Here is a 24,551-nt window from a genome sequence, read left to right on the forward strand (position 1 = left end):
TTCCCCTATCCCCTCCCCAAGAAGCCCACATAAAGTGATATTGATTAAAAGTTTAAAGGAGGTAAAGCGAATATGAAAAACCACTATATCTATCCTATCGTAGTGGAGCGAACAGAAAGCAATCTAAGTATGTACTTTCCGGATTTCCCCGGAACGGCTGTAACCGCAGTTGAATTGACAGAAGGTTTAGGACGGGCGAAAGAATTATTAGCTTTCCGCGCGCAAGAGCTGGAGGAATCCGGGCAGCCCCTCCCTACTCCCTCCGAGCCAGATCAAATCGAGCTGGAGGATGAGAGTGACAAGATTGTTTTCGTCGAGGTGTATATGCCGCCCTACCGGGATGCCGCAGCCAACAAGGCCGTAACAAAGAACTGCACGTTGCCAAAATGGTTACGTGATGCTGCCGATGATGCTGGTTTGAATTTCTCCCTGGTACTGCAGAGCGGATTAAAAGACGCTTTGGGGATTGATAAGCAAGGCCGGTTGTGAACATCTGCCCTGCTTCCTTGTCAGGTCGCATTACCCTTAAACAGCGTGAGATAAAAAGAGCCGCCCGGGATCACTCCTGTGGCGGTTCTTTAACATGCTTAATTGCAGAGGTTATAGGGTAAAGCAATTTTCCCTGAGCAACATCTATTTCATATTATCACTTGTAATACGTATCAATACGTGTTATAATATTATTAGGAGGTGAGGGAAAGGATGAAGAGTTACTCTTCAAGAGAGGTGTTAAGGATACTGAACGAAAATGGATGGTACAAAGTACACTCCGTGGGCGATCACTTCCAATTCAAACACCCGACCATTAAAGGGAAGGTTACCATAACCCACCCGGTCAAAGATGTTGCAATACATATCCTTAAGGATATAGAGAAAAAGACGGGGCTGAAATTCTAGCCCCTCCCTTTTTCCCTTTTAATAAATAAATATATAATGATTTTGATTTTTAAAAATCAAAAAAGGAAGGTGTACACATTGAAGAAAAGCTATACGTATCCTGCGGTCTTGAACTTTACAGATAAACACATTGAAATTTCCTTCCCTGATCTGGAGGAAGCACTCTCCCAAGCCGATAATGTGGAACAAGCCGTTAGACGCGCGAACGAAGTGTTAAAGCTCACAATTGAAAGCCGCCTAGAGGATAAAGAGGAAATTCCGTTGCCTACTCCATTAAATGATCTGCAGCTCGATCCTAACCAGCGGACAATCGTTGCTACAGCGATTTTGAATGAAAAGGTGACTTACGTAAAAAAGACACTTACTATCCCCAGCGATTTAAACGAAGATGCAGAAGTCGCTGGTTTGAATTTTTCTCAAGTGTTACAGCGTGCGCTCCGCGAGGAACTGAGTGGAAAATAAACCGCCCAGTAATGACCGAAAATTATTGAAAATAAAAAGAGCCGCCCAGGATTATTCCTGTGGCGGCTACTTTATGGAACAATATACAAATTTCTATTGAAAAATGATACTATATATGATATTATTAATATATAGAAAGGAGGTCAGACATGGCAAGGGTCGAAAAGCTCATTGAAAAAATGAGAAACCGCCCTAATGGGATATCCTTCGCAGAAGCTGCTAAAGTTCTTGAATCTCACGGATACATACAAGTGAGACAGAACGGAAGCCACTGCCATTTCCGAAACAACGCTGGTGACGTTATAACGGTAAAAAAGGAAAACCCACTCAAGGCGGTCTACGTAGTGGATGTACTGAAACGAATCGGGAGGTAACTCCCGGTTCTTCCCACATCCATCTAAAATTATATCATGACCCTTGTTAAATTACATGGCCGATAAAAACCTAGCGTATTACATGTCTCTGCCCTATACGGCAATTGTGCGGGAAATGGACGATGAAAGCGGACATTACTATTATGGCTCCTATCTGGAATTGGACGGATGCCAATCGGACGGGCAAACTGTGGAAGAGTTGTTTTCCAATCTGGAAGAAGCTCGGGAGGGGTGGCTTTCGGTGAAATTGGAACACGGTGACCCAATTCCTGAGCCGCAAGGCGAATACAGCGGAAAGGTCTTGGTGAGACTACCCAAAACTCTTCACCGCAATTTAGCTGCTGCCGCCGTTCTGGAAGGGATATCACTCAATCAATACATGCTCTACAAGCTCAGTAGGTGATTACGCTACCGCCTGATGATAGCCTGCCGCCCAGGATTAATCCTGTGGCGGCTCTTCCTTATCTCGCTTCATTTTCTCTTCAATGGCTGTAATGATGTAATCATTCAAACTCATGCCGGCCGCTTTCGCCGCTGCTTCATAAATCGCCTTTTGCCCCTTTGGTACAAATGGATATAACCGGTCATAATTGGCTGAATTGTACTTGTTCTTCGCTCGTGTTGAAGATTTCCCTTTTTTATCGTCCAAGGCTTGTCCCTCCTTTTGCATTATCATAGCAGTAAATATATACTTTCACAAGTATAAAAAAGTATTGACTATATAGTTACGTAAGTATATAATAAAGATAAGAAAGGAGGTGAACAACATGAAAGATTGGGCGAACTTAGCAGTCTCCGTAGTGAACTTGGCAACAGCGCTAGTCCTTCTAAGAAAAGCAACGAAGGAGACAAAAGAAAAAGGAACCAAACGCCGCCGGACAGGCAAACGTAAATAGGTTCCCAGAGAGCAGGAGGCGCAACTCCTGCTCTCACCCCAATCATAGCAAAGTGGGAATCAAATAGCCAATACAATAAACGGGAGGAAATAATCATGCTGAATGTAATCACCTGGATTGTTATCGGGGCCGCACTGGTCGTGTCTGTGGTTGCGCTGATTAAAGCCCGGAGGAATCTCTAATGCTGTCCATACACCTGCAACTTGCAGAGCTATACCATTCCCAGCCGTGGACCATGGAACAACTGGTAGAGCTGCAGCAATGCTTACAGATCAACGCCCGGTACTGCTGGGATACACTTAAACTGCGGCAGCTCTCTAATCTTGCAGCAGCTACCCAGGACACTGAATGGCTTAATGAACTGCGCATCCGGGAAGATGCCTTGCGGCTGACCGGGAGAGCGCCCCTCCTATGAGATTAGAGGAGCTGAAGGCGGGGCTGCCTGTGAGGATCACAACGGGCATTCACGCAGGAAAAAAAGGAACGGTGCTGTCTGTTGGTACTTTTGAGGGCGGCCCAAAGCGGATCGGTGCGCTGGTGGATCTCGGACAATCACTGTTGATTATTGTAGAGCCGGAAGGAATTGAAAAAGATGCTTCACCCGCCTGAAGATGGCCGGATGGGAACCGGCCGAAACTTTTCCCCCGAGTTGGGGAGAAGTCGCGGGAACCCGCTACGAGCTGGCCATGCAAGGCTGGCCTTCACATATATTGTTCTTTGTAAAATACATAGATTGATTTTCCTAAATCTGCTAAACTGATTCATAGATCATTTTAGCGGAGGGAATATGATAAAACTAAAATTTTTGGCCTCGGCCTCTATTGTCGTTGCTCTGATCTTGGGTGGTTGTTCAAATGATAAAAAAGAGAACGTTGCACCATCTAATAAAGCGCAAGAAACCAAAATAGCTGATTTTTGGACAGTTGTTGAAGGTGCTACTTGGACTGATGATTTTGACGGATTAAAGACCACGATAAAGCATATTGTTGTTTCGGATAAGGTCCCAATGAATGATGGAAGCTTAGCTTCTGCTGTTGGTGTAAAGTTTAAAATTGAAAATACCACGAATGAGACATTCAACACTTTTCCTGATCAAGCTGAGTTAGTAACATCAACAGGCGAACAGATGCGCGCTGACCTTCAAAATGACGATATTGGCGGGGATATTTATGAAGGTGTTACGAAAGAAGGGAACGTTGATTTCATCCTAAAAAAGGGTCATGCGGAAGACATAAAATGGATTACCTTAAAGTGGTTTGCTAAAAAAGGTGAATCAATGGGAGATGGAGAAAGAAAGAATTACGATGTGAAAATAGAATTTTAATCATTCCCCCGCCAGCATCAACCGGCGGGGCTTTTCATATTCCAAAACGCTTGGGAATCTACTCTTTAGTTGATCCCGGCCGGTTACTCAGCACCAGCTCAAACAGCCCGGTTGCCGATAGCCCGGCCAGCCCGCCGCCCCACAGCCGCAGCGTCAGCTCAAGGTCACTAAACGGATAAGCAGCCCAGCCGATCAGCAGGCCGATGATTAAACCGATCCACGGCAGCAGATTACGCGGTACGTTAACGGTGGTCTTCACGAGCTGGACCAACGCCAGCACGAACACAGAGATTAGAGTTGCAAACGCCAATACGTTGTTTAGGACCTCCATTATTTAGCCCCCTTTGTGGTCAGTGTGACCGTCTTCGTTACGTTGTTCCAGTTCACCGATGCACCTAGCGCCTTGCCGACCGCCGCCAGAGGTACATATACCCGACCCTCGATCAGCACGCTATCATCACCTAACCGATTACCGTTGATTACGGTGGATGCCTTATCTACCCTCATATCCCTTTCCTCCTCATTAAGCTTTAGATTAACCAGTGCCTTGAACTGCGCCCAGCCGGTCCATTTTCCGCCATCGTACATCAGACGCGGGCAGATTTTGCCTGACCAGTCATAATGCCGCCTGAGCCGGTCCACGCCCCAGCCGCGCTCTTTCAGCATTCCCGCTACCAACGTCACCGCATTTTCCAGCGTCTGCGCGTAGTTCCCGCTCTCACAGATTTCAATGCCGATACTTGTCCGGTTGCCGGACCTACTACCGCTGCCGTCTCCAGAGTGCCAAGCAGACTCATTAAGAGGTAGACACTCTACCGCCTCCCGCTCATCCACGACAATGTGATAAGATGCCTGCCGGACATTAAACGGATTCGTTAGCCATGAGCGCTCCCCTGCGGCGTTGCTGGACTCGTTCCCCGTGTTGTGTATGGTAAGCGTAGTGGCGGCCATGGCGTACCCTGGACGGCGCTTGTGTGGTGTATTGCGCGGTATGTGATCCTTACGGTAGATCATTTTATTTCCCTCCTAAAAAGATGTATCCGATAATGACGAATATCGTCCCTCCAAGCACATATTTAAGCAGATCCATCCAGAATTTCCGTTCGGTTTGATTATCCTTACCGGACTGCTGCAACAGCATGAATATCCGGTTTTCTAACTGGTCAAACTTCCCCATGATCGCATTAAACTGGACCTTCATTTCGATTGTGGATTCTTTGATCTGCTTGATGTTCTCTTCATGCCGATGATCGCTCTCCTCCAGTAACCTCAGCTTTGTATTCGCGGTGACATTCTCAGCAGATAGCCGGGTAAACTCCGCAGCCAGCCCCTGCAGTTGTTGCTCGACCTCTTCCAGCCGTTGCATTGGCATCACACCTCCGCTCCCTCCTCTGTGTTGCTCTCCCCCGTCTGATATAATGACAGCTCCCCTTTACCTAAATTCAAATAGCCCCCGGGGATCCGAGGGCCAAAATAAAAACGCTGAGCGGCGCTGATGAAATATCTATTTCTCCATTTCACTAGAAGTGGTCATATTTTATCCCACTTCCTTTTACGCATTTCATAGCGGTGCGGTGTCGTTTAAATTGACGTTCCTTTTATTGTCCATGAGCCCGACATACCGACTGAATAAGTGTTAGTAAATGTAACTGTTTTAGCAGTAAGATTTACATTGATTGCGCACTGCCCAGTATTCATGACAATCGGATTTCCGTCACCAGCAAGGGTCCAAGAACCCATTGGTGAGTAGTTTGTATCTGAATAAAACGCCGCTCCTGTAATCGTCGCAAAGTTCGCGATCGAAATGACTAAAGGAGTGCTCGGAGCAACTTGCACCGAACCTAGTTGGCTGAGTGTTCTGTATACCCCTGCTGTTCCTGTTACTTTGTTGCCGTTAACGTAAGCCGTTTTTCCAGTTTTTATATCTGCAGCTACTGCTGTTGCATCGGCTGTAGAGAAGGTACCCCAGACCTTAACACCATTAACATAGGCAGATTTGTTTGCGGCTATGTCGGCTGATGTTGCTGTAGCGTCTGATGTAGCTGTCCCTGCAACACCAAGAATATACTCATTGGCTAATATACTCTTTGAAAATATATATTCTGCAGTTTGAAAGCGGGTATCCGCATCTATAGCCTGCGGCCCCCCTCCACGAATACCCACTGTCAGATAACCATCATCATTTAACCAGGAAACAGACTCTACTTCTTCACCTCTACTGTCTTCCAAAGTTCCAGATTTCAAGCCTTCCTCAGTCCCTAACGAATAACCTTCAATAACTTGTGCTGCTGTGGCTGTGCCGTACTCACCTCCCTCACCCTGTAAGATAAAATTTACGCCATCATACACAACCGTGTAGACACCGTTCAGCGCAAGGGTAGCGGCATTGCCGTTCAGCTTCTTGATGGGCTTGGCTCCTAAGCTGCTCGGGTTAAATGTCGGGTTGGAGCCGCTGGCTACATGCGCCTTAAAGGTTAACCGCAGACCCGCACTCAGTACCGCCGGAGCAGCAGCGTAGCTCGCTGTGTACGCCGTAGCTGTCCCCGCTGTCACAGCGTACGCCAGCGTGCCCATTGCGACCGTTGGCAGGTCAGACCCGCCCAGCTTCTCTACGTTCATACCAGTCACTACAAGAGCGCTGGAAACCTTAAGCGGCGGACCGTCTGTGTATGTCGTGGTAATCGGTCCAGTTGTTGCTACTCCACCATTTGTAAAGGTCAATATAACGGAGGTGTAATCAGTAGGAATAACTGCTGGTACGGAGGAAATTGTAGGCGTCCATCCTTCCGGGTTTAGTAACTTAACTGTGAAATTGACGAGGGCAACCCCCGCTTTAAATACTTCGATAAATGCCGCATTGCCTTTGGTTATTGGATGATAGACAACGCGAGCCTGTACCAATCCCTGATTCGACGCGGTTGAGCTGGCAACAATCTGTGTAATCACTGGACTAACGTTGTCATTGATGGATACGACAAAAATTGTTTGCCCGGAAGCTCCTCCTGTATTTGACCAGTCTATAATCATAGTAGTTTGACGCTTGACTACTCCAGCAGTGCTTTCAGCGATTCTTCTCCACCCGTTTCCCGCACCCCATGCGGACTGCGCACCAATATCCACAAGCGGAGCCTTGGCATTCCATGCTGTGCGCTCTACTGCCGTGACATGTTTGGTTGTATCGGCAGCATGATCCTGCGCAGCCTTGACGGTCGTATCCAGAATATCCATATTGCCGTTCAAATCATTAATATCAACAATATCCGTTCCGTCCGGCTTCTTCAGCCCAAGATTCCCTGTTGTCTTCAACCCTACGCCCCCCTCTTCCTGAAATAAAATAACCCTCGGGGTCCGAGGGCAAAATAAAAACGCCTCAATCGGCGCCAGCGTATATCTATTCAGCCAGGTATTCCAAGCCACTATCCTCCAGGATCTCCATGACTCCCGGTTGTAGCGTCTTGGGCACATCCTTATAGGCTGTCTTGCCCAAGATGACGCGCTGTGCAAAAAACATAACTACCATGATATCACCTCCCCTCCAGGCCAGCAGCAAATATACTAACCGCCGGATCATTTGTACAGTTGGGTAGCCAATTCGGTTATGACGTCCTCGATGAAATCGGATCGTTCCGATTGTACGCTGAGTTGTGCCTTAAGTAATTGGTTTTCTTTCTCCAGACTTAAAATGCGAATCTCAGGGGATTGGGGAATCTGTCGATAATCGTAATACAGTTTATGCTCTGATACATCAATCATCAATATAGGAAAAGTTCCTGCAGGTGATTTTGCCTTAGGCATCTCATCATCAGCAAATTCTTCTATCAAAACATCTTCAAAATTATAGCCTTCGATTGAAGTGTAAATAGCTGTTATAAGCCCCGTAGTCGCTGTAGTTAATTGATATTGAACGTACACAATGTTCCCTCCTTAGCCATAGACAATCTCACCATTAGCACTCATATATGTGTATCCGCCGCCAAGACTATTCTCAATATAGCAGTAGAATATGATTTGTCCGTTGGTGTTGAAGCCTCCTGGAATCGCTCCATTATTTCCGATATCGGTATACCAACGAGACCAGTTACCGGTATCAGGCGTAACACTATACATAGTGGCATAAGTGGTAATACGGCGTTCTGCCTTATCCAAATAAAAGCCGCTATAGGTTATTTCATCATGATAGTTACCTGTTACATTGCCCCCATGTAATTTGACATTCATACCAGCTTCGTCACGCATATAGAAAAACACCCCTTGTTTTGCTTGCCCGTTTCCAGATATCCCCCAGTTTATGGTGCCCATCATATTAGCATAGCGCCCTCCGCCTGGGAGCCTGAACAGTTCATACCAGCCTCCAGCAGGTGCCCCGGCCCCCGGAGTTGAAGCATTTATAGTGGCATGGCCTACGGGCATCAGGGCACCAACTTGGCCATAAATCCAAACGCCAGAACGGATATTACTTGGAGTGATATTCCCGTCTGCGCGGGCCTGAGCGGCAGTTAAGACAATCTCAGGATATCCAGAACCACTAGGGTTTTGATATGCCCCCTGCGGTATACGCACATACACCTGATTTCCATCCCAAGCGGTAGTAACAGCATAGGTGTATGTTCCCTGCCTTGGCATACTTCCTTGTACACCTAAAATATTTTTGTCAGTAGGAATATTGTAGGGCTGTAAATCAGTTGCCGAGGTAACGACCCAGGATTCCCCACTATACCATCCATTAGGTGGCTGCAAAAAAACTTTATCGCCTGCCCAAGTGGTGGATTGCACAGCAGGCATATGATGATTTTCCGCGGACCGGTTTGGCATTGTGCCGACAGTTCCAGCGATGGTTGTTCCAGCCAGTACGTTAGCTGCTGGAACCGGCACGCCCGCCACCGTAATAGCGGTGTCATAAATTCCTGCTGCCTTAACTTGTGAGTTAGGTCCCGGTGTTACCGTTCCTCCGGTTTGTACGGGCAGTGTGCCGGTTACATCTCCGGCATCCGTTGCCGCCGTTTTTCCCGCGCGGATATCCCCAGCTACTGCATTACCGGAGCCACCCGCGCTATCTGCCAAAAAATCCGTACCCACCCGCCGGAACATATACGGCTTGCCTGCAAGGAGCTTCCCTTGTCCATAGGCCACGCCCTTCTGATCTTTCAGCGCAACAGCTCCAAGTCCATTAATGTTCAACGTAGGATTAGGCCCGTTTGTTATGTTAGGGACGATCGTAATCCCGAACCCCTCTGCGATACTGGCTGGAGCTGGAGTGAGTGTAACCGTGTAAGCCACGCCATTACCTGCCGTTGTCGCATAAGCAGGTTGACGAACATAATCAATAATTCCAGATTTTGCGTCCAACTGCCCCTGAATATTTCCAGTCACTCCGTCAAGGTATCCAAACTCAGTATTGGTAATCCCTGCGGTCCCGATCTTTGTAGCATTGATCTGTGCCGCACTATTAACGTCAGCATCCACAATAACTCCTGGAGTAAGTGTAAATACATTACTACCCGCAGGAGAAGTTACATCACCTGTGGATGCCGGAAGTCGCGCTGCTGGAAGTGTCCCACTGGTAAGGTCTGCGGCAGAACGTGTCGGGAGGTCTGCAAGGGATGCTCCCGACTTATTAAGTTTGCTCCAGGCAATGGCGGCGGCGCTGTTAACGTCAGCATCTACGATAACCCCCGGAGCAATGGCAGTCACCCCATCCCCCGTACTGGTTATATCCCCGGTGTGGTTGGGATGCACATATTTATTAGCTCCCTGCGTGACACTATCCAGCTTCGATTTATCCCCTGCGGCCATTAGGCCGGCAGTAGTCGTAGTCGCAACCGCCGTAGACGCCTTGGCATTCCATGTCGTGCGTTCAGCCGCTGTGATGTGCTTGACCGTATCGGCAGCGTGATCCTGTACATCCTTGACAGCAGTATCCAGGATGTCCATATTTCCGTTTAGATCAGCAATGTCAACGTTATCTGTACCTTCCGGTTTCTTTAGTCCAAGATTACCGGTTGTTTTCATTTGCTCACACTCCTATTCGTATACTCTTAGCTCGTTCCAGGTCTTTCCATGAGCGCTATTCCAGGTGAGAATCTTCAGTGAATCCCAGAAGGTGTACGTGTATGCAAACTCATAGGCTAGGTGAGCTGGTTTGATTTCATCAAGGATCTGAATTAGCCCTGCCATATTGGGCGGGATACCCAGTGTGCCAATGAAGCGAACAACAAACCGGTATTCGCCCGGAACCTCTTCAACCAGTACATCCCCGCCCGAGAACGCGGAGGCTGTTCGCTGAATCATCTGCGGGGTGGTGGTTCCAATTCCGCGTAGCTTGGCAGATATCAATTCCCGTCGAGTCGCCAGAGACTTTGCTGTGTCAACGCTTAGGCCCAACTCCTGCTCCCATCGTCCAAGGCTATAGGTCGCCGTCTCCACGGCATTCTGCGCCCTGATTTCTTCTGCTCGAATATTAAAAAAGGTGATCTCTTCAGACAAAATGTCAAGAAGCTGCCGGAGTTTACCGGCTTTGTTATACACATCGGGGAGTTGCTTACTGATATCCGGGACCAGTATTCCGCCGGGCTGGTCTGTGTCAGAGGTTCCAGAGTATAGCAAAGTACCATATTTGGATTCACCGTAGGCCACGGTTACACCCCCTTAAGCTGGTTCCAGGTAAGCGAACCTTTAGGCATAAAGTCCAAATATTGAAATACAGTTGCAGCCTCTGGGTGACAAAAGAATATTTCACTAATACCTATTCTCCTATTTCCGTTAGCATCTGCTTGACCAACCGAACTATCATAGATGGTTATCCGAAACTGCGTAAAAACACCTTGAAAGTTGGGATATAGGGGAATAAGCAATTCCTTTGAGGGTAAATCATTAACACTTTGATCTTTCAGAACCCGCCAGCCTGCGTTATTATAGCTATCGTAACCCTCTATTTTATATTTGGAAGGATACCAATACCTGCATGTCCAGCCAAAAACGCCGCCCGTCTGTGTGTGTACGGCAGGAAGCCCGGAAATGGTAATGACTGTTGGTGTTGAAGCAGGCACACCCAGCGTTGTATATGATGGCTCCAGTCTTCCATTAAACAAAGAGGGTAAATCAAACAAAGCCACACCAGTCTGAGTAAGTGTAATTTCACTGCGCTTCCCTGCATTGAGCAATATATTATACTCGTGTCCCACCATAGTATTAGATGTTGAGGGAAAGATACCATATATACCGCCATTAGTTATCTGAGGGTATCTCTCATCATGTGTATGTGCTGATGGAGCATAGGTAGAAGGCTTTCCCGCCACACCTGCCCACGGGACACTATCAGCTATCGCAGCAAAATCCACCTTACCGTCATTGTTCGTGTCATAGATACTTTTGAGCATATCACCTGATGTCTGCGCAGCCACAAGCAACACATTCCCTGTTGTAGTACCGATATACAGCTTGCTGGTGTCCGTGCAATATCCCAACTCTCCCACAGCCAGCGTGCCAATGGCGGATTCCAGGCCGCGCCGAATCTGTATTAACGCTTTTCTCGCCATATGACCCGCCCCCTAGAATGTTCCGCCGTCTATGATACTAACCATGAGTTGATTGCCATTGGCCGAATCGTAGATGATGCTCGAACCGTCTATATTGGCCTCTATGCCTGTCGCATTGACCAGGATACCCTTGCCCGGCTTTGCTGCTACGCTTGTTGCTCCTACTGTAATCCCGTTGCCTGCTCCCACGGTCAGCGTTACACTATCCGCCTGCCCGCCGCCGGTAAGACCATTACCTGCCGTAATCGTCTGCAGCGCTCCACCGGTCCGCACCCAGGCGCTCCCATTCCAGCTATAAATCTTCTGCTCATCATCTACATAAGCCGTCCAGCCGACAGCCGGAACGTAATAGGCCCAAGCTCCTGAAGCATATTCCGCAATCTGATTTGTTTTTCCCGCCCAGACACCGGTTGCACCGGAGGGAATGATATACCGGTCTGCTTCCGCAGGGCTTGCAGGTGGCGCGGTGAGATTTTGATCCTTCACGGAAGCCTGCGGTTCGATATTATGCTTTGCCAGTTCAATTTCGTTTTTGATTTTTTGAGCGGACCATAAATCTGTAATGGCTGTTCCGGTATCATTGATTAACCGGTGCTTGGTTGCATCATTGATATGCGTTGCTATTTCTGCCGCGGTCTTCGTATTCGTGCCATCTGACACCTTATTCGGATGCCCTGCGGTAATGTCTGCCTTAAGTACCTTGGCATAGGTTGCACCGTCTGCAACGTTATCGAGGGTACCGGTTAGATCCGCCAGAGAGAGAACATTAATGCGGACCCATGCGGAGCCACTGTCAAAGTACAAATAGCCTGTATTGGTTCCGCTCGTGACATAATATAGGCGGCCCACCGATGCAGCCGCCGGGCGTGAGGCTTCGGGACCGGATAGCGCCCGACCAACCATAGAGTTAGATGTGCCATCTCCGACATAAATTTCTTTTGTATCTGTACAGAAGCCCATCTCCCCGGTTTTCAGTGCCCCGTAAGTGGTCAACTCTGCCCGTGTACCGCGTTTAATTTGAATGGTTTGTGCCATTCTTACACCTCTCTCTCAAATGATCCGCCGTCAATGACCCCAGCCTCTTTATAACGCTCCACCTCGGTCTGCGTGGCCGTGATAGCAGTTTGCACAGCGTTAATGTCGTCGGCTTCTACGGTGTCCCCTGGTGTCTCATAGGTCACGAACACTTCAGGCGCTGTCGAGAATATCTTGATTAGTCGCCGCCATGGTGTTGCATCGGGAAATGAAACACTATAGTTACGTATTTCCTCACCTGTAAAGCGGGGGCCGGTGAACACACGAATCGTCTTATTGTTAATATTGTCGTGCCGAAGCGGACCATCATAAGAACCGCCTTTCAATGCAATCCGCTCTTCGATAACATAATCGTATCCAGTTTGGCTTTTATTCAGCTTCTCATTAAAAACATCCACACCATTTGGATAAGCCATATCACACCCCCAAGTTCACAGTACCAAGCAACGGTACCTCTTCGTCAGCAAGCGCGATATTCGCGCTGCTCCCGTTCAGGGTTAAGGCAGAATAGTCCACTACGCCATCTGTGCCTAATAGCAGCGCACCAATCACGGCATGACTGACATATGACACCGCAAAAGCCGCCTTTTGTCGCCATTCCTCGACCCTAGTACGGAAATGGTCTATGACATCCTGCAGCGCATACCCAGCAGCTAAGATTACTGTAGCTGTGATATTAATAGTCTTGGCAATAGCCGCCGCCACTGTGACCACCGCGCCAATGGGTGCTTGACCCTCACCGCGCCCCGGGTCGGGATCAATGTAATTCTGTACCTGCTGAACAAGCGTGGCAGAGGCGGGCTGTTTATCGGCGTTTGCAATAACCACCTTGACCGTCTTCGGTCCGGCCCATAATGGGAAGACCTTCGCCGCCCCTACGCCCGCGACCTCGCGACTCCAACGCATATAATCGGCTTTGTTGCCGCTTGTGCCGGGATTCTGTCTACGTTGCAGCACGCGCTCCCGGAAAGCTGCATCCGTCTCCCGATCTCTTCCGCCTTGCGTCTGCTGGGCATTAGTGACGGATACGACATCCGGGTTAGGGTTGACGACTACGGTTACAGAACCGGCCGACACATTGCCTGCCGCCCCCATCTCCGTGGCCATAATCTCCACGGTCCCGGTTCCAGCAGTAGAAAGCTTGACCGCTTCTGTTGTTTCAAACCGTACGCCGGTATCTGTAGCCATCAGGAACCCTGCAAGCAGCTCATAGCCCGGCGTACCCGTTACCGTAATGTGACCCAATGCGTATTCCTCGCTATAGACCGAAAGCCCGTCATTGCCGCCCAGCTTGTAGAGGTTTGCCCCAGTAGCCGCATTTAGAGAAGCAGAATTGTACACATCCTCTAGGCGCTCATCAGCCTTGCCTAAGTGCCACGCGAACAACCGGAGAATCATACCCATGGGCGACTTTTCGGATGTGTCTAGCTCTTGGCCGTACACCTCCTTGGCTTTATCTGTAACATCGGTAAAAATCTCCGCGAATCGCTGCCGTTTAAAACCTTGTTCATCCACCAATTTCCACCCCCTCTACTGCGATAATCTCACCATTGGTGCCCGTTGCGGTAAACGAGACGACAAGCTGCCGGAGTTGCCGGTTTAAGCTAAAATCTATCGTGTTCACGGTCTGTATTCTCGGCTCCTGGAGTAGCCCGGACATGATTTCATCTTGCATTTCATCGCGGGACACGCCTTTACCCAAAAACTTCTGATGATCGATCCCCAGCTCCGGGTTTAAAAACCACTCGCCTTTTTGAACACCCAAGATCAAACGGCAGGATTGGGCGATTTCTTCCGGGCCAGAAACCAGCTTGAGTTGTCCGGCCTGCACTAAGATATCCCCACTTTCGTCCAGCTTTAAAGTGAACATGGCATTACCCCCACAATGACGGCATCCATGCGGCTGTGTCGCCTGCCGGAATCCGGTGCAGCCACACGGCCAGACAGTGTATTTTTAATCTCAGCATCCGCACAGACGACATACACGGTGTCACCTGGAGATAAGACCGGGCGCATGACGGTTTCAAACTCCTGCAAGACTTTCCCTTTACCCGTGTCGATGTCTAATTTGAATTTGAATTTTTGTCCCGCTACTGGTACGGACATAATCTGTGCCGGATCGCTGGCCGATAACTTAAGCAGCGGCTGCACGGAGGCGGTCAGCGTCGCCGGATCAAAGGTGACCACCTTGCAAGGCAGAGCCACGTTGATACCGTCCGCCTGCTTGGCCCCATGACCGCCCAGCATACGGGCCAATGCTCCAGTCGGGTCTGTTTTACTCACATGATCGCCTCCACTTCGGTCACAAAATCGCCTGTGTTTGAAAACTTATGGCTCCCGCTGCGGACATGCAGCTTACCGGTAAACTCCCGGCAGGTCAGATTAATCACGGATGCCGTGGTAATCCGGCGCTGTAACTGTGCCTGTATTTTAAAGCCCTTAATGCCGTTATCCTCGAAATACTCCGGGCTACCAATCAACCCGGTCGCCGGAGACAGCGCAAAGACTGCATCCGCGCCGCTGCGCAGGTTGCGGACATACAATTTGCTTTGGTTGATATAAACCGATGTGCCGCAGTCCTTGCAGACCTCCGTGATGATGTCGGTGACCTTGCCTTTGGCAGTATATCCGTCCTGGTAGCGATAATCCTGATTCAAGGTCATTTGCGCCACCGGCAGGCCGATATATCCGGCCATCTGCTTGATGATCGCACTGGCCAGCGTCCCTTTAGCGAAAGCAATCTCTGTTACCTCTCGCTTGCTCAGATCCTCACTGTCCAGAACGTTAATGGTCGTCACCTTATCCACGCCTTCCCAACGCGTTCGCACCGCCGATATACGTCCGTGCAAGATCAGGCCAATATCCCCGGTATAGCCCGCATTGACCATCAGCACACCGTTACGCTTGATATTGTTAATGGTGGTCTGCGCCAGATTCCATAGCCGTAATTCCGATTCATTGGGCAGCGCGTCCGCATCAAATGGAATGTTCCCTTCCATCGTGTACTTTGCCAGCGGAAACGACATATTGCCCGTCATAATCTCCGCTACACGGCCAAAGTTAGTTTTAGCCATCGGAACCATCCTCTTCAATCAGCAAATATAAAAAGACGCTCACGCCGAGCGTCTCCCAGGTTACAGCACTGCTATGCTCTGACAGATCAAACGGGACGATAGGGATTTTAGGAAACCTATTATCCTGGACATCATAGAAGAGCGTCTGACCGTAAACCAGTTTCTCCCCATAAACCAAAGTCTCACCGTCCTTGAACAAGTCCACCGTAAAAAAGTCATAATCCGGGTTGTAGTGGACTTCCCAAGTGAACATTTCGTCAGCAATAGAGAGATCAAACCGGTATGGAATTAGGTCCTTCTCAATTTCAATGTACTCCATTCGCTCGGATCACCTCACTTGTTCCACTTACTGCCGGGCTTAAATTTGACCTGTTGAACCTTGTCTTTATCCTTGTCCTTATCTTTGTCCTTATCCTTGCCCGTTCCCTTCCCTTTGTCTTTTCCAGCGTCTTGGCCTTTGGTCTGCTTGGTTCCGCTGTTGACGATAGGCGCAGCCTGGGCCTTAACCGGCGGCGGCAGCGTATCGACATATGAGGCGGCAGCAACACGGATTTCGCGCAGTTCCATGCTGAATGTCATGCCGTCCGCCGTGGTATAATCAGTCGCCGTCGAAAAGTCCGTAATCACGCCCACGAAGGCATTCCGACCAACATAGCTGACAATCTGGCCTTTATCCTTGACCGATATGATATCTGCCCGCGTCTTCGCTGCCTTTGGCCCGGCAATAATTCCGGAGATAGACAGGGTCCGGGCCTGGGCCTGCACATGGTCAATCAGGTTGATTCCCTTTTCAACCGGCTGCTCCGTGACTGATACGGGGAAGCTGGGCGACTCACTCTGAACAGTGATGTACATGCCGTTAATTAGCGCCATTATGCACCATCCAATCCACCGCTACGCATGTAAGATTCAAAGACTTCCTGCATCTCTCTACGAATCGTTTCCCGGAGATTAGCAAGAGTCTGATTATCGGCACTACCCTGGACAGAGATATTAAACACCGGGTTAAACTCCGTTTTGCTTCTGTTGTTAGTTGTTCGGGCCGGGGCCGTCTCAGGAGTGTAGCGGGAGTATTCTTCGTTCTCTTCTGCTGTTAAGACACGTTCCCCTTTGTGCAGTTGAGCTATATAACCATCCCATGGAACCTTAGCAAGTCCATTAGCGTGACTTCCATTGATGGGTGAAGCCCCCAATACCGCATCAGTAGTTTCAACACTTACACTAGCGGAGGCTTTGAATCCAAAGAACTCCTTGACCTTTTTACCGAAATTGACCCCCATTTCCTCGACTTTACCCATAAGGTCCGAAGCCATTGACCCCACACCATTAATCAGTCCTTGAATAATATCTGCACCAATCTGATACAGGTTGATACCACTGAAAAAATCCGTCACAGTACCCCACATGTCAGTAACAGCCTTCAGGAGTTTGGTGCCTATGCCGGTGATCCCGCTGACAATCTGCCCCCATATGCCGGTGATCTTGTTCCAGACCTTCGTCATAAGGGAATTGGTTGTATCAAACACCCGGTTCCAGGCTCCCTTGATGGCACCCCAAACATTCGACACCGCGCCGGACACTGAGCCGGTAATGCTGCCCCATATTGACTTGATCTTGTTCCAGACCGCAGTGAAGATATTGGTGGTCGTAGACTTCACTTTTTCCCAGGCTCCCTTAATGGCATTCCAGATCCCGGACGCTGCACCAGATACGGTACTGGATATCCAGCCCCAGGCGGATTTAAGCCAATTCCAGATAGCCGTAAATACAGCTACGGTTACAGCCTTGATCTTGTCCCAATTTTTGTACACCAGGAGTGCAATCAAGGTAATAGGGCCACCAATGACAGCCAGGATCGTAACGCCCCACTTTTTAAGGAATCCCGTTACCGCATTGAAGGCAATCATAAAGTACTTCGGCACCGTCACTTTGAAGAAATTAAGGGTTGCCATGGTCGCCGTTTTGATCCCGGACCACATTTTGTCTATGAACGCACGGAACTTGTCTGAACGCTTGTAAGCCACTGTCAGCGCCACTCCCAGCCCCACCAGGGCCAATACGACAAGAGCAATTGGGTTCATAGCTATTACCGCGTTAAATGCCGTCTGCACGGCTGTGAACGCCTTGGTGATTCCTGACCAAACTTTTGTTGCAACCCCGGCTATCTTGGTTGCCGTCGATACCGCAATCATCGCTGTTTTGTAGGTTAAGAGTATGGCAGCAATACCGGATATGATAGGGATAAACGGTTCCCACTCCCATATTGCTTTCCCCACTTCAGCCATTTTCCCAGCTATGTTCTGGATCTCGGGCCAAAGGGCAACGGCCGCCGCGACGAGTTGAGTCCCGATTAAGGTGACTATCGGCTGAATGGATGTCCAAAGTTCTTTACCTTTATCCACAAGATAAGTGAACGCCTGCGTTGCCTGAGTACCAAACTCCTGCAGATAAGGTATGGCAGCCTTTACCCAGCCGCTTACTTTTTCAATGGCCACGCCTAAGCCGTTGCCGATCATAGCTCCAAAGGCAGCGATTTCCGACTGATGGCTGGATATCCAAGAACCGAACATGTTCAAATACGGCAGCAGCTTTTGCCCAATGGGGATCAATATTCCCGTTTCAATATGGCGTTTGAAGTATTGGAATGAATCCCCGATGCTGGTAAAAGAATTGAACAGATTGGCAGCCGAATCCTTGTTTTGGTCAAAACTTGTGTTGACATCGTCCAGCGCGGAGAATGCTTTCACGCCTAATTCCTCAAACATCGTGCCAAATAGGCCAACCCCGATGGTATTTTGCTGCACCGGGTCCTCGATGTCCGATATCATAGATACGATATCCCGGAAGGATTGTTTAGCTGCTGGACCGCCTTTGGAAAAGGTCTTCATCATCTTATTTGCATCTAACCCCAATGCCTGGAAGGATGCTTCCGCCGTCCCTCCTGCTTCGATGGATAGGATGCTGAACTCATTCATGGCGTCTCCGAGCAGATCCGTATTACGCGCACCAGCCGCTAAACCATTTTGCAAATAGCCCATGGTATCTTCCATGGTAAAGCCCATACTCGCAAACGCTTGAGAATACTCATTTATCGAATCCAGCAGGTCGCCCTGCGTGTTGGTGCCGTTGGTCTGCCCTTGAGTCAGTAAGTTAAACGCCTGAGTGCTGGTTACACCAAAGTTTTTCATAGCGACAGACACGCCAGCGATTGACTCCGCAACATCCCCGTCAAATTTATCTGAGTACAGCATCGCCTCGCGGGAAGCCGTTTCCAAGGCATTACCTGTAAGCCCCGTTGCCCTTGCTACATCGGATATTTTACCGCCAAGGTCTTCCCAGTTCTCGCCAAAGTTATCATTGTATAGGTTCATGGCGATTCCCCGCGTGGCTTCCATCTGATCTGTGGTTTGCCCGGTTGTGAGCTGTACCTTGGACATCGCGCTCTCGAAATTAGATGCTGCGCTGATTGCAGCAGCTCCGATTCCAACCAGTGCAGCACCGCCGGCCGCCCCCAGCCCAATTACGCCTTTGGTTAACTTTCCAACCTTGGAATCTGCATCATCAATGCCCTTGGAATTAAACTTGAATCCCACGGCATACATAAGTGACCCAATAATTCCGCCTGCCATATGCCCCCTCCTTTCCAGAAGAAAAAAGACGCCCCGAAGGACGTCTATTTCTTGCTCTTATTCAGTTCCTTTTGCTGCTTAATATGAATATCCAGAGCTGCGTTTGCCTCTGCCACATCTTCATCATCCATAATCAATAAATCCGCATAGGTGATGCCCATGTCTGATAGCAGCAAACGCCAATGACTCCAGTTCGCTTCTGCGCGGCGCTTCGCTTCGGTCTTACTGATCCTCGGCATCGTCTTCCAAATCATCGTCTTGGCCCGTAATGAAGGCAAAGGCTTTGCCGACAATCTCCGTCATTTCTCCGTAAGACTCGAAATCATCCAGTCGCATCTTAGGTTCAACAACGACATGTTGCAGCATTTCCTCTGCAAGCCGTTCATCAGATGGAATGCCATGTTTGTTCTTGACCCTGTCCGTGATTTTGGTTACATTGCGGACTCCGGGATGCTGCAAGGTATAGTCCTTGCCGGACTTGGTTGTTACCTTCTTTTGCTGAAATGTTGCCAATTGAATTACCCCTCTCGGATTTCAAATGATTAGTTCATAGACAAATCAAGGCACTGGAACTCATACGATTTATCGCCAGCCTCGCTGCCATATTCCCGGTCCGCAGGCTTTTTGAGATAAGCCTGAGTCGCAATGTTTGTTTCCTTTGGCGTCCCCGAAAAAATAACGGACACTGGAACCAGTTTGCCGCTATTCGCAAGTCCATCCAGATAAGGAACCTGCGGGCTGGTCCGCTGCAGGGTGACGGTGATAGTTCCCAGGGGATTATTCACCTTGTTACGAACCACATCCCCCTGAGCGCCTACCGCTGTCGTAAACTGTTCTTCATCCTTGGCAACCGTCACCAAATCCTCACCATATCCCGTTAGAAAGACGCCATCCACAATCGTGGTGACGTCCATCGAATCGTATGTTTTAACTTCTCCTGCCACTTGTACCGCCTCCTATGCAAATTTAATTGTACCGCGAATGGCGGCCTTGTGAATCGCTCCAGCAATAACAAACTCAAACTGCCCATCTGGATAGTTTCGGGCGGCAACATTGGCTGGATCAACCTGTGAACGCGGCGGGAATGTCGTATTGTACAACGGTACGTTATCATCGTCCGCCGCAATCATGCCCTGCAAGTAAGCCCGCTGCAACACTGTGCGGACCGCGCTCTCAATCTGCGCGATGCCGCGGTTATCGTAAGGGATTTTGCTAAGGGCTGCTTGTGCCTGATTGAACAGGTCTTGAACAGCGTACTGGATGGAAAACACAATGAAATCCTGACTATGAATAAAGTCGATGAACTCCCCGCTGACCGCCCGGCCGTCGCTAGTAACATTGGTTCCGGCCTTGGTCACATAGGTGTTGGCGCCCAGCGTATGAATCGCATTAAGCTCCGTGGCGTCGATGTCCATCGGTGCAATACCCACCAGTGTCCAGCCCTTCCAGGTCACCGATCCCACCGGCAGGCTGCCGACAGCTCCCACCCACGCTGCATCAGGGTAGTTGTTGACGGTTGAATGGTAGATTACTGCTGTCCGGTCATAGACCTTTGCCTTAATCGTCGCAAGGTCCGCCTTGCTGCTGGTCCGGGCGACAAACTGCCGGGATTTATCGGCTTCTACCGCGTCGGCAATCAGGATTAGGTCTTCAACCGTTGTTGTAGTGGTGAGCAGAAAGTGCCAATCCTTTAGAAACAAGGTCGGCAGCAGATCCGCCAGCGCTACCGGGCTTGCTCCGGTCTTGCGGGAGATAATTGCCACCTCTGCAGGCGGATTTTTCTGGGCAAACAGGGCGAAAGCCGCCTTGTATTCCTCTGTGCTGGCCGGATAATCCGCCTTCACCGCATCGATGTCCGCGTAATTCTTGAAGTCTTTACCTGCCGTGCTGCTGCCCAAAATCAAGGGCTTACCGAATCCACCCAGGATAGGCGTTGGCTTAAGTACGGCAATGGTTACTGTAACATCACTAATGCTCAACATAATCACTCCTTTGTATTGGTGCTGTCTCAATCCAGCCGGATAAATCAGAAATCACTAGATCCGTTGCCCGAAGCTCGACATCAAACCCCTGCCGCCGCTCCCATTCTTCGCCTATATTGATATCACGGTTCTGTATTTCCCCGATCTCGATCACAATCACATCCAGTTTGTCTTTCAGCAGCTCCCGGCCTATCGCCTTGAACCAATCCCGCGCCCGCATGGCATTAACCATAGCGACGTCAGAATCATCGGCATAACAGTTAAACGAGGCGGTGAAGGTCACCGTCTCCCGCCTGTGCTGCTGCCCGGCCTGCTGGGTTATGATGGGCTGCCCGCCGGAGGACTCAAATCCACCGATAAAGCTGTAAGTCAAAAAATCACCGGGAGGGATATCCCCGCCACCGTTCATCTCGATCACCAGCCCGCCGGTGGCCGCTTCCACCCCCTCGACAATAGCAACGCGAATATCTTCAAATGGGAGCATTTGCAACCACCTTTCTGAGCAGGTATTGATTGACGTCGCTATACTCACGGTCCGGTGACTCTGCAACGGTGTATTGAACACCCAGGTACTCAATACGCTCCCCGGTAGCATGTATAGCCGTTGTGTAGAGCATGCGGTCCGTCTCGGTGTAGTCGCCGCCCTCTGTGGCCCGCAGGCGGGCGCTGACCGGCTGGATACTCCCGCTCCGCTGCACACGCTCCGCCGGGGATGGAACCCATTTTCCCTTGACCCATGTGCCGCCACTGTCTCGCACCAGGGTATATGGATGGAAATACTTCCGGACCACGCCAGCAAACCTAAAGCTACGCATCCCTATTCCCCCTTTGGTACAACGTCATAGGTCAGAGAGTCGTGCAGTTCTTCTTCACGCTGCAACAGCTTCCGGGGGCCGGTCTTGCGGACTGCATACCGGGCGGACAATGGTGGCTGTTTGATTCGCTCGAAATTCTTCTTCATCCGGTCAAGCCCCGTCTCGCCAATCTCCGTAAAAAGGGATTCCACCGACTTACGGCCGTGAGCGATTTCTGTCACACCGGCGCGGACCAACTTGCCGATAGGCGTTTGGCCTTTCTTTTTGCCGGTCCCGATAAAGGAACGCGCTGGGATATTCATTTTAATACTCCCGTATTCATGGACACCCGCAATCATAGCCAGCTCTGCGTCACCCTGCATCCCAATACGGACCTTCTTTTTCACAAGTGGCTGCAGACGCTCGGCCAGCTCTCGCAGGTTATCTTCGCCGCTGATCTGCACGCCGACCCGCCGCGCTCTTGCTCTTGGACTTGCCATAGCTCCACCTCACAATTCTGGCCTAATATGGGGCGCAATTAGCGCTTTAACGGCCATGGGCATATCTGCTTCCGCCGCTGCATATGCAACCGAGATATCCCCGACCCGCTCCGATGTGACCCCCGGTTCCCGCTGAAGGTGTTTTGCCATCAGTATACAGGCATATTCCAGCGTTTCGGGAAGCGTGGACGGGTTATCCTCGGTTGCATCTTCTGGCAGCACGTAACCGGCGGTGTAGGTCGCTGACAGCCCGCGCTCCCCGCCCGGCCAGCCGCAGTGCCGGAAGAAGATGCCGTTATCCAGTGTCTCCACATCGGTAAAGGGCAGGTCCGGCTTTTCATAGATAGAAATGGAGTGAACGGGATAGTTTGGCAGATACAAATACTGCCCGCGCATCCCATTGACACGGCCGGTGTACTGCTGGAGCTTGAAACTCCGGCGGCACTTCTCCTCAATCGCTGTGGAAGCCACGGTAAGCAGCGCCGTCAGCTCCGCATCTGGCATATCGCCTGCCGGATCAACGCCCAGGAGCCTAGCTTTTTCCAGCGTCGTTAGCATCCGGCGTCACCTCGCCTGCTTTCCCCTTCTTCTCAGCGGGCTTCGGGGCATCCGGTGCCTGCGGTTCAGCCGCCAAATAGCCCGCCCCCTGCAGCTCTGCAATCCGCTCCGGGGAGTCTCCGGGGAATGAAGCGCCCACAATGTAGCGTTTTTGGGTCTCCTTATCCCGGAATACCTTCAATACTTCGTAATTCTCCGTTGTTTTCGCCATGGTTGGCCTCCTTCTGCCGGTTCATCCGGCCATGGATTAAAAAAGGGGCGAAACGCCCCTATACTTCGTCTGAAATATCCAATTGGCCGTAAACAGCCGCGCCCGGGTCCCAAATCTTGATATCATCCCGCATAATAGTCCGGAACTCCGTGGTATCCCGTCTCCAAGCGTCGCCACCCTCTTTCGTGCTGGCCAGCTCGAAGAATTTGCGGGAAAACAGCTTGATCAGTTGTTTGAGATTACCGATAATGATAGGCGCTTTCCCAGTAGTGGTGTCACTCGGCAAATACCGATTCGCAACCACGACAATCCGGCGCCCCTTGTACACCATACCGGTAGGTGAAGTGATGTCCGGCTGCAAGAGTGGCCGTCCCTGGGCATCAACCAATTGATCCAGCCAGTTATAACCGTCCTGGTTAGTCATGATCACGGATGTTTGGCTAATTGCTGGGTCCAAATCGACATTAAGAACGCGCTTAACGTCACCAAAATTGGCTAAATCCACTTTCGGAAGTGTCTTTGCAAGCGTGGTAATCAGCACATTCCGTGTGACTACCGCTTTGCGGCCGATCCAATCCGTAATATATTCAATCAAATTCTGATCACTATCGGCCAGAAGTTCATTTGTCAGTGGCAGGATACCCCCACGTTTCCGAACCTTGTAATCGATATCCTGAAAGGTTGGGTTGTCGATTTCAGGAATTGGTGCATACTCATCAATAACCGGGAAAGGGACCATGTCCTGAATCTTCTCCATTACACGAGAACCGGACAAAGAATTTACCGAAATGACGTCAACATATTGGGAAAGATCATCCAAAGAACGCATAAAGGTATGAATCTTTGTTTGGATATCCTTCGGAACCAGCAAATGCGAATCCCCTGCAGGAATGGCCGGGTTGGTTTCCCCTTCGTTCATCACGGCGCGGCGTTCGTATTCCTTAACCACACTCCGCATGTCCGCCGTCACCCCTTGGCGGCGCAATCCCCGAAGGAAAATGCTCTGATACTCCTTCTCCAGCTCCGCATCTTCACGTTTGTCCATGTCGGTATTCCGGCCGCCCAATTCTTCGCCGCCGCCCAGATTATCGCGCTCCTCATTCTCCAGCTCCTGGAGCATTTTGGCTTTCGCTTGCAGGGAACGGACTTCATCCATCATTTCTTCCGCTTCCTTCGTCTTATCCTGCGCCAAGAAAGAACGCACTTCTGTTTTACGCTGCTCCAACTTCGCGAGCAGCTCACGCAATTCTTTATTCATAGGTTGTAACCCTCCGTATAAT

Annotated in this window: 38 protein-coding genes; 9 read left to right on the forward strand and 29 right to left on the reverse strand. The window is 50.0% G+C overall.

The window, feature by feature from the left end; translation table 11 throughout:
- Positions 1-72 precede the first annotated feature (72 nt).
- The 5 genes from NST69_RS27440 (at position 73) to NST69_RS27460 (ending at position 2,136) form a co-directional block, all read left to right on the forward strand.
- The gene (locus tag NST69_RS27440) at positions 73-489 is read left to right on the forward strand and encodes a type II toxin-antitoxin system HicB family antitoxin (RefSeq protein WP_342547630.1); all 417 of its coding nucleotides are present in this window, start codon (positions 73-75) and stop codon (positions 487-489) included.
- A gap of 213 nt (positions 490-702) precedes the next feature.
- Positions 703-897, forward strand: a complete 195-nt coding sequence (locus NST69_RS27445; RefSeq protein WP_342547631.1) for a type II toxin-antitoxin system HicA family toxin — start codon at positions 703-705, stop codon at positions 895-897.
- Between the two features lie 78 nt (positions 898-975).
- On the forward strand, positions 976-1,359 hold the full coding sequence (locus tag NST69_RS27450; protein ID WP_342547632.1) for a type II toxin-antitoxin system HicB family antitoxin: 384 nt from the start codon (positions 976-978) through the stop codon (positions 1,357-1,359).
- A 149-nt stretch (positions 1,360-1,508) separates the two neighbouring features.
- A complete protein-coding gene (locus NST69_RS27455) occupies positions 1,509-1,733 on the forward strand; it encodes a type II toxin-antitoxin system HicA family toxin (RefSeq protein WP_342547633.1) in 225 nt (74 codons plus the stop codon).
- 55 nt (positions 1,734-1,788) lie between these two features.
- Positions 1,789-2,136, forward strand: coding sequence for a toxin-antitoxin system HicB family antitoxin (locus NST69_RS27460; protein WP_342547634.1), 348 nt, complete (start codon positions 1,789-1,791; stop codon positions 2,134-2,136).
- Between the two features lie 36 nt (positions 2,137-2,172).
- On the opposite strand, the gene NST69_RS27465 is transcribed toward NST69_RS27460, so the two are convergent.
- On the reverse strand, positions 2,173-2,382 hold the full coding sequence (locus NST69_RS27465) for a transcriptional regulator (RefSeq protein ID WP_342547635.1): 210 nt from the start codon (positions 2,380-2,382) through the stop codon (positions 2,173-2,175).
- A 118-nt stretch (positions 2,383-2,500) separates the two neighbouring features.
- Between NST69_RS27465 and NST69_RS27470 the strand changes: the two genes are divergently transcribed.
- From NST69_RS27470 to NST69_RS27485, 4 genes are all read left to right on the forward strand, one after another.
- Entirely contained in the window at positions 2,501-2,629 is a 129-nt protein-coding gene (locus tag NST69_RS27470) for a hypothetical protein (protein ID WP_342547636.1), read from the forward strand.
- Between the two features lie 181 nt (positions 2,630-2,810).
- Positions 2,811-3,044, forward strand: coding sequence for a hypothetical protein (locus NST69_RS27475; RefSeq protein ID WP_342547637.1), 234 nt, complete (start codon positions 2,811-2,813; stop codon positions 3,042-3,044).
- A complete protein-coding gene (locus tag NST69_RS27480) occupies positions 3,041-3,238 on the forward strand; it encodes a hypothetical protein (RefSeq protein ID WP_342547638.1) in 198 nt (65 codons plus the stop codon). Before NST69_RS27475 ends, NST69_RS27480 begins: the two co-directional genes overlap by 4 nt.
- Before the next feature lie 178 nt (positions 3,239-3,416).
- On the forward strand, positions 3,417-3,953 hold the full coding sequence (locus tag NST69_RS27485; RefSeq protein WP_342547639.1) for a hypothetical protein: 537 nt from the start codon (positions 3,417-3,419) through the stop codon (positions 3,951-3,953).
- A gap of 58 nt (positions 3,954-4,011) precedes the next feature.
- Here NST69_RS27485 and NST69_RS27490 read toward each other — a convergent pair whose 3' ends face one another.
- The 28 genes from NST69_RS27490 to NST69_RS27625 all read right to left on the reverse strand — a co-directional run bounded on the left by NST69_RS27490 (position 4,012) and on the right by NST69_RS27625 (position 24,529).
- The gene (locus NST69_RS27490) at positions 4,012-4,284 is read right to left on the reverse strand and encodes a holin (RefSeq protein WP_342547640.1); all 273 of its coding nucleotides are present in this window, start codon (positions 4,282-4,284) and stop codon (positions 4,012-4,014) included.
- Positions 4,284-4,967: an N-acetylmuramoyl-L-alanine amidase gene (locus NST69_RS27495; protein ID WP_342547641.1), complete on the reverse strand. Its 684-nt coding sequence runs from the start codon at positions 4,965-4,967 to the stop codon at positions 4,284-4,286. Before NST69_RS27495 ends, NST69_RS27490 begins: the two co-directional genes overlap by 1 nt.
- A 1-nt stretch (position 4,968) precedes the next feature.
- Positions 4,969-5,328, reverse strand: a complete 360-nt coding sequence (locus NST69_RS27500) for a hypothetical protein (protein WP_341348583.1) — start codon at positions 5,326-5,328, stop codon at positions 4,969-4,971.
- A 206-nt stretch (positions 5,329-5,534) separates the two neighbouring features.
- On the reverse strand, positions 5,535-7,259 hold the full coding sequence (locus NST69_RS27505) for a hypothetical protein (protein WP_342547642.1): 1,725 nt from the start codon (positions 7,257-7,259) through the stop codon (positions 5,535-5,537).
- 85 nt (positions 7,260-7,344) lie between these two features.
- Positions 7,345-7,473: a hypothetical protein gene (locus NST69_RS27510; protein WP_342547643.1), complete on the reverse strand. Its 129-nt coding sequence runs from the start codon at positions 7,471-7,473 to the stop codon at positions 7,345-7,347.
- Positions 7,474-7,520: 47 nt separating this feature from the next.
- Positions 7,521-7,865, reverse strand: a complete 345-nt coding sequence (locus NST69_RS27515) for a hypothetical protein (protein WP_342547644.1) — start codon at positions 7,863-7,865, stop codon at positions 7,521-7,523.
- A 12-nt stretch (positions 7,866-7,877) separates the two neighbouring features.
- A complete protein-coding gene (locus NST69_RS27520) occupies positions 7,878-9,962 on the reverse strand; it encodes a hypothetical protein (protein WP_342547645.1) in 2,085 nt (694 codons plus the stop codon).
- Positions 9,963-9,974: 12 nt separating this feature from the next.
- Entirely contained in the window at positions 9,975-10,586 is a 612-nt protein-coding gene (locus tag NST69_RS27525; protein ID WP_342547646.1) for a putative phage tail protein, read from the reverse strand.
- A gap of 2 nt (positions 10,587-10,588) precedes the next feature.
- Positions 10,589-11,488, reverse strand: a complete 900-nt coding sequence (locus tag NST69_RS27530; RefSeq protein WP_342547647.1) for a hypothetical protein — start codon at positions 11,486-11,488, stop codon at positions 10,589-10,591.
- A gap of 12 nt (positions 11,489-11,500) precedes the next feature.
- Entirely contained in the window at positions 11,501-12,523 is a 1,023-nt protein-coding gene (locus tag NST69_RS27535) for a DUF2793 domain-containing protein (RefSeq protein ID WP_342547648.1), read from the reverse strand.
- Positions 12,524-12,525: 2 nt separating this feature from the next.
- On the reverse strand, positions 12,526-12,939 hold the full coding sequence (locus NST69_RS27540; protein ID WP_342547649.1) for a phosphoglucomutase: 414 nt from the start codon (positions 12,937-12,939) through the stop codon (positions 12,526-12,528).
- A 1-nt stretch (position 12,940) separates the two neighbouring features.
- Positions 12,941-14,038, reverse strand: a complete 1,098-nt coding sequence (locus NST69_RS27545) for a baseplate J/gp47 family protein (protein WP_342547650.1) — start codon at positions 14,036-14,038, stop codon at positions 12,941-12,943.
- Positions 14,031-14,393 carry a DUF2634 domain-containing protein gene (locus NST69_RS27550; RefSeq protein WP_342547651.1) on the reverse strand — a complete coding sequence of 121 codons (363 nt, stop codon included), beginning with the start codon at positions 14,391-14,393 and terminating at the stop codon, positions 14,031-14,033. The genes NST69_RS27545 and NST69_RS27550 overlap by 8 nt, the downstream gene beginning before the upstream one ends.
- Positions 14,381-14,806, reverse strand: coding sequence for a Gp138 family membrane-puncturing spike protein (locus NST69_RS27555; RefSeq protein ID WP_342547652.1), 426 nt, complete (start codon positions 14,804-14,806; stop codon positions 14,381-14,383). Before NST69_RS27555 ends, NST69_RS27550 begins: the two co-directional genes overlap by 13 nt.
- Positions 14,803-15,597 carry a hypothetical protein gene (locus NST69_RS27560; RefSeq protein ID WP_342547653.1) on the reverse strand — a complete coding sequence of 265 codons (795 nt, stop codon included), beginning with the start codon at positions 15,595-15,597 and terminating at the stop codon, positions 14,803-14,805. The genes NST69_RS27555 and NST69_RS27560 overlap by 4 nt, the downstream gene beginning before the upstream one ends.
- On the reverse strand, positions 15,590-15,916 hold the full coding sequence (locus NST69_RS27565; RefSeq protein ID WP_342547654.1) for a hypothetical protein: 327 nt from the start codon (positions 15,914-15,916) through the stop codon (positions 15,590-15,592). Before NST69_RS27565 ends, NST69_RS27560 begins: the two co-directional genes overlap by 8 nt.
- Before the next feature lie 14 nt (positions 15,917-15,930).
- Entirely contained in the window at positions 15,931-16,470 is a 540-nt protein-coding gene (locus NST69_RS27570; protein WP_342547655.1) for a phage baseplate protein, read from the reverse strand.
- Positions 16,470-19,226, reverse strand: coding sequence for a phage tail tape measure protein (locus tag NST69_RS27575; RefSeq protein WP_342547656.1), 2,757 nt, complete (start codon positions 19,224-19,226; stop codon positions 16,470-16,472). The genes NST69_RS27570 and NST69_RS27575 overlap by 1 nt, the downstream gene beginning before the upstream one ends.
- A 44-nt stretch (positions 19,227-19,270) precedes the next feature.
- The gene (locus tag NST69_RS27580) at positions 19,271-19,480 is read right to left on the reverse strand and encodes a hypothetical protein (RefSeq protein WP_342550250.1); all 210 of its coding nucleotides are present in this window, start codon (positions 19,478-19,480) and stop codon (positions 19,271-19,273) included.
- The gene (locus tag NST69_RS27585) at positions 19,449-19,739 is read right to left on the reverse strand and encodes a hypothetical protein (RefSeq protein ID WP_342547657.1); all 291 of its coding nucleotides are present in this window, start codon (positions 19,737-19,739) and stop codon (positions 19,449-19,451) included. The genes NST69_RS27580 and NST69_RS27585 overlap by 32 nt, the downstream gene beginning before the upstream one ends.
- 29 nt (positions 19,740-19,768) lie before the next feature.
- A complete protein-coding gene (locus NST69_RS27590; protein ID WP_342547658.1) occupies positions 19,769-20,170 on the reverse strand; it encodes a phage protein in 402 nt (133 codons plus the stop codon).
- A gap of 12 nt (positions 20,171-20,182) precedes the next feature.
- On the reverse strand, positions 20,183-21,208 hold the full coding sequence (locus NST69_RS27595; protein WP_342547659.1) for a DUF3383 family protein: 1,026 nt from the start codon (positions 21,206-21,208) through the stop codon (positions 20,183-20,185).
- The gene (locus NST69_RS27600) at positions 21,195-21,692 is read right to left on the reverse strand and encodes a hypothetical protein (protein ID WP_342547660.1); all 498 of its coding nucleotides are present in this window, start codon (positions 21,690-21,692) and stop codon (positions 21,195-21,197) included. Before NST69_RS27600 ends, NST69_RS27595 begins: the two co-directional genes overlap by 14 nt.
- Positions 21,679-22,023 (reverse strand): hypothetical protein, encoded by a 345-nt coding sequence (locus tag NST69_RS27605; RefSeq protein ID WP_342547661.1) that lies wholly within the window; start codon positions 22,021-22,023, stop codon positions 21,679-21,681. Before NST69_RS27605 ends, NST69_RS27600 begins: the two co-directional genes overlap by 14 nt.
- 2 nt (positions 22,024-22,025) lie before the next feature.
- Positions 22,026-22,502 carry a hypothetical protein gene (locus NST69_RS27610; RefSeq protein WP_342547662.1) on the reverse strand — a complete coding sequence of 159 codons (477 nt, stop codon included), beginning with the start codon at positions 22,500-22,502 and terminating at the stop codon, positions 22,026-22,028.
- A gap of 9 nt (positions 22,503-22,511) precedes the next feature.
- Complete coding sequence (locus NST69_RS27615) at positions 22,512-23,060, reverse strand: hypothetical protein (RefSeq protein ID WP_342547663.1); 549 nt, start codon at positions 23,058-23,060, stop codon at positions 22,512-22,514.
- A complete protein-coding gene (locus NST69_RS27620; protein WP_342547664.1) occupies positions 23,035-23,271 on the reverse strand; it encodes a hypothetical protein in 237 nt (78 codons plus the stop codon). The genes NST69_RS27615 and NST69_RS27620 overlap by 26 nt, the downstream gene beginning before the upstream one ends.
- A gap of 58 nt (positions 23,272-23,329) precedes the next feature.
- Positions 23,330-24,529, reverse strand: a complete 1,200-nt coding sequence (locus NST69_RS27625; protein WP_342547665.1) for a phage major capsid protein — start codon at positions 24,527-24,529, stop codon at positions 23,330-23,332.
- Between the last annotated feature and the right edge of the window lie 22 nt (positions 24,530-24,551).

Origin of the sequence: Paenibacillus sp. FSL P2-0089, assembly GCF_038595095.1 — a bacterium.
GTDB lineage: Bacteria > Bacillota > Bacilli > Paenibacillales > Paenibacillaceae > Paenibacillus_AQ > Paenibacillus_AQ silagei.

What these genes read in the sequence shown, in the direction of transcription:
- NST69_RS27440 (WP_342547630.1), top strand. Translation starts at nt 73, where the DNA reads ATGAAAAACCACTATATCTATCCTATCGTAGTGGAGCGAACAGAAAGC.
- NST69_RS27445 (WP_342547631.1), top strand. Translation starts at nt 703, where the DNA reads ATGAAGAGTTACTCTTCAAGAGAGGTGTTAAGGATACTGAACGAAAAT.
- NST69_RS27455 (WP_342547633.1), top strand. Translation starts at nt 1,509, where the DNA reads ATGGCAAGGGTCGAAAAGCTCATTGAAAAAATGAGAAACCGCCCTAAT.
- NST69_RS27460 (WP_342547634.1), top strand. Translation starts at nt 1,789, where the DNA reads ATGGCCGATAAAAACCTAGCGTATTACATGTCTCTGCCCTATACGGCA.
- NST69_RS27470 (WP_342547636.1), top strand. Translation starts at nt 2,501, where the DNA reads ATGAAAGATTGGGCGAACTTAGCAGTCTCCGTAGTGAACTTGGCAACA.
- NST69_RS27475 (WP_342547637.1), top strand. Translation starts at nt 2,811, where the DNA reads ATGCTGTCCATACACCTGCAACTTGCAGAGCTATACCATTCCCAGCCG.
- NST69_RS27480 (WP_342547638.1), top strand. Translation starts at nt 3,041, where the DNA reads ATGAGATTAGAGGAGCTGAAGGCGGGGCTGCCTGTGAGGATCACAACG.
- NST69_RS27485 (WP_342547639.1), top strand. Translation starts at nt 3,417, where the DNA reads ATGATAAAACTAAAATTTTTGGCCTCGGCCTCTATTGTCGTTGCTCTG.
- NST69_RS27490 (WP_342547640.1), bottom strand. Translation starts at nt 4,284, where the DNA reads ATGGAGGTCCTAAACAACGTATTGGCGTTTGCAACTCTAATCTCTGTG.
- NST69_RS27495 (WP_342547641.1), bottom strand. Translation starts at nt 4,967, where the DNA reads ATGATCTACCGTAAGGATCACATACCGCGCAATACACCACACAAGCGC.
- NST69_RS27510 (WP_342547643.1), bottom strand. Translation starts at nt 7,473, where the DNA reads ATGGTAGTTATGTTTTTTGCACAGCGCGTCATCTTGGGCAAGACAGCC.
- NST69_RS27520 (WP_342547645.1), bottom strand. Translation starts at nt 9,962, where the DNA reads ATGAAAACAACCGGTAATCTTGGACTAAAGAAACCGGAAGGTACAGAT.
- NST69_RS27530 (WP_342547647.1), bottom strand. Translation starts at nt 11,488, where the DNA reads ATGGCGAGAAAAGCGTTAATACAGATTCGGCGCGGCCTGGAATCCGCC.
- NST69_RS27535 (WP_342547648.1), bottom strand. Translation starts at nt 12,523, where the DNA reads ATGGCACAAACCATTCAAATTAAACGCGGTACACGGGCAGAGTTGACC.
- NST69_RS27540 (WP_342547649.1), bottom strand. Translation starts at nt 12,939, where the DNA reads ATGGCTTATCCAAATGGTGTGGATGTTTTTAATGAGAAGCTGAATAAA.
- NST69_RS27550 (WP_342547651.1), bottom strand. Translation starts at nt 14,393, where the DNA reads ATGTTCACTTTAAAGCTGGACGAAAGTGGGGATATCTTAGTGCAGGCC.
- NST69_RS27560 (WP_342547653.1), bottom strand. Translation starts at nt 15,597, where the DNA reads ATGGCTAAAACTAACTTTGGCCGTGTAGCGGAGATTATGACGGGCAAT.
- NST69_RS27565 (WP_342547654.1), bottom strand. Translation starts at nt 15,916, where the DNA reads ATGGAGTACATTGAAATTGAGAAGGACCTAATTCCATACCGGTTTGAT.
- NST69_RS27570 (WP_342547655.1), bottom strand. Translation starts at nt 16,470, where the DNA reads ATGGCGCTAATTAACGGCATGTACATCACTGTTCAGAGTGAGTCGCCC.
- NST69_RS27575 (WP_342547656.1), bottom strand. Translation starts at nt 19,226, where the DNA reads ATGGCAGGCGGAATTATTGGGTCACTTATGTATGCCGTGGGATTCAAG.
- NST69_RS27580 (WP_342550250.1), bottom strand. Translation starts at nt 19,480, where the DNA reads ATGATTTGGAAGACGATGCCGAGGATCAGTAAGACCGAAGCGAAGCGC.
- NST69_RS27595 (WP_342547659.1), bottom strand. Translation starts at nt 21,208, where the DNA reads ATGTTGAGCATTAGTGATGTTACAGTAACCATTGCCGTACTTAAGCCA.
- NST69_RS27600 (WP_342547660.1), bottom strand. Translation starts at nt 21,692, where the DNA reads ATGCTCCCATTTGAAGATATTCGCGTTGCTATTGTCGAGGGGGTGGAA.
- NST69_RS27605 (WP_342547661.1), bottom strand. Translation starts at nt 22,023, where the DNA reads ATGCGTAGCTTTAGGTTTGCTGGCGTGGTCCGGAAGTATTTCCATCCA.
- NST69_RS27610 (WP_342547662.1), bottom strand. Translation starts at nt 22,502, where the DNA reads ATGGCAAGTCCAAGAGCAAGAGCGCGGCGGGTCGGCGTGCAGATCAGC.
- NST69_RS27615 (WP_342547663.1), bottom strand. Translation starts at nt 23,060, where the DNA reads ATGCTAACGACGCTGGAAAAAGCTAGGCTCCTGGGCGTTGATCCGGCA.
- NST69_RS27620 (WP_342547664.1), bottom strand. Translation starts at nt 23,271, where the DNA reads ATGGCGAAAACAACGGAGAATTACGAAGTATTGAAGGTATTCCGGGAT.
- NST69_RS27625 (WP_342547665.1), bottom strand. Translation starts at nt 24,529, where the DNA reads ATGAATAAAGAATTGCGTGAGCTGCTCGCGAAGTTGGAGCAGCGTAAA.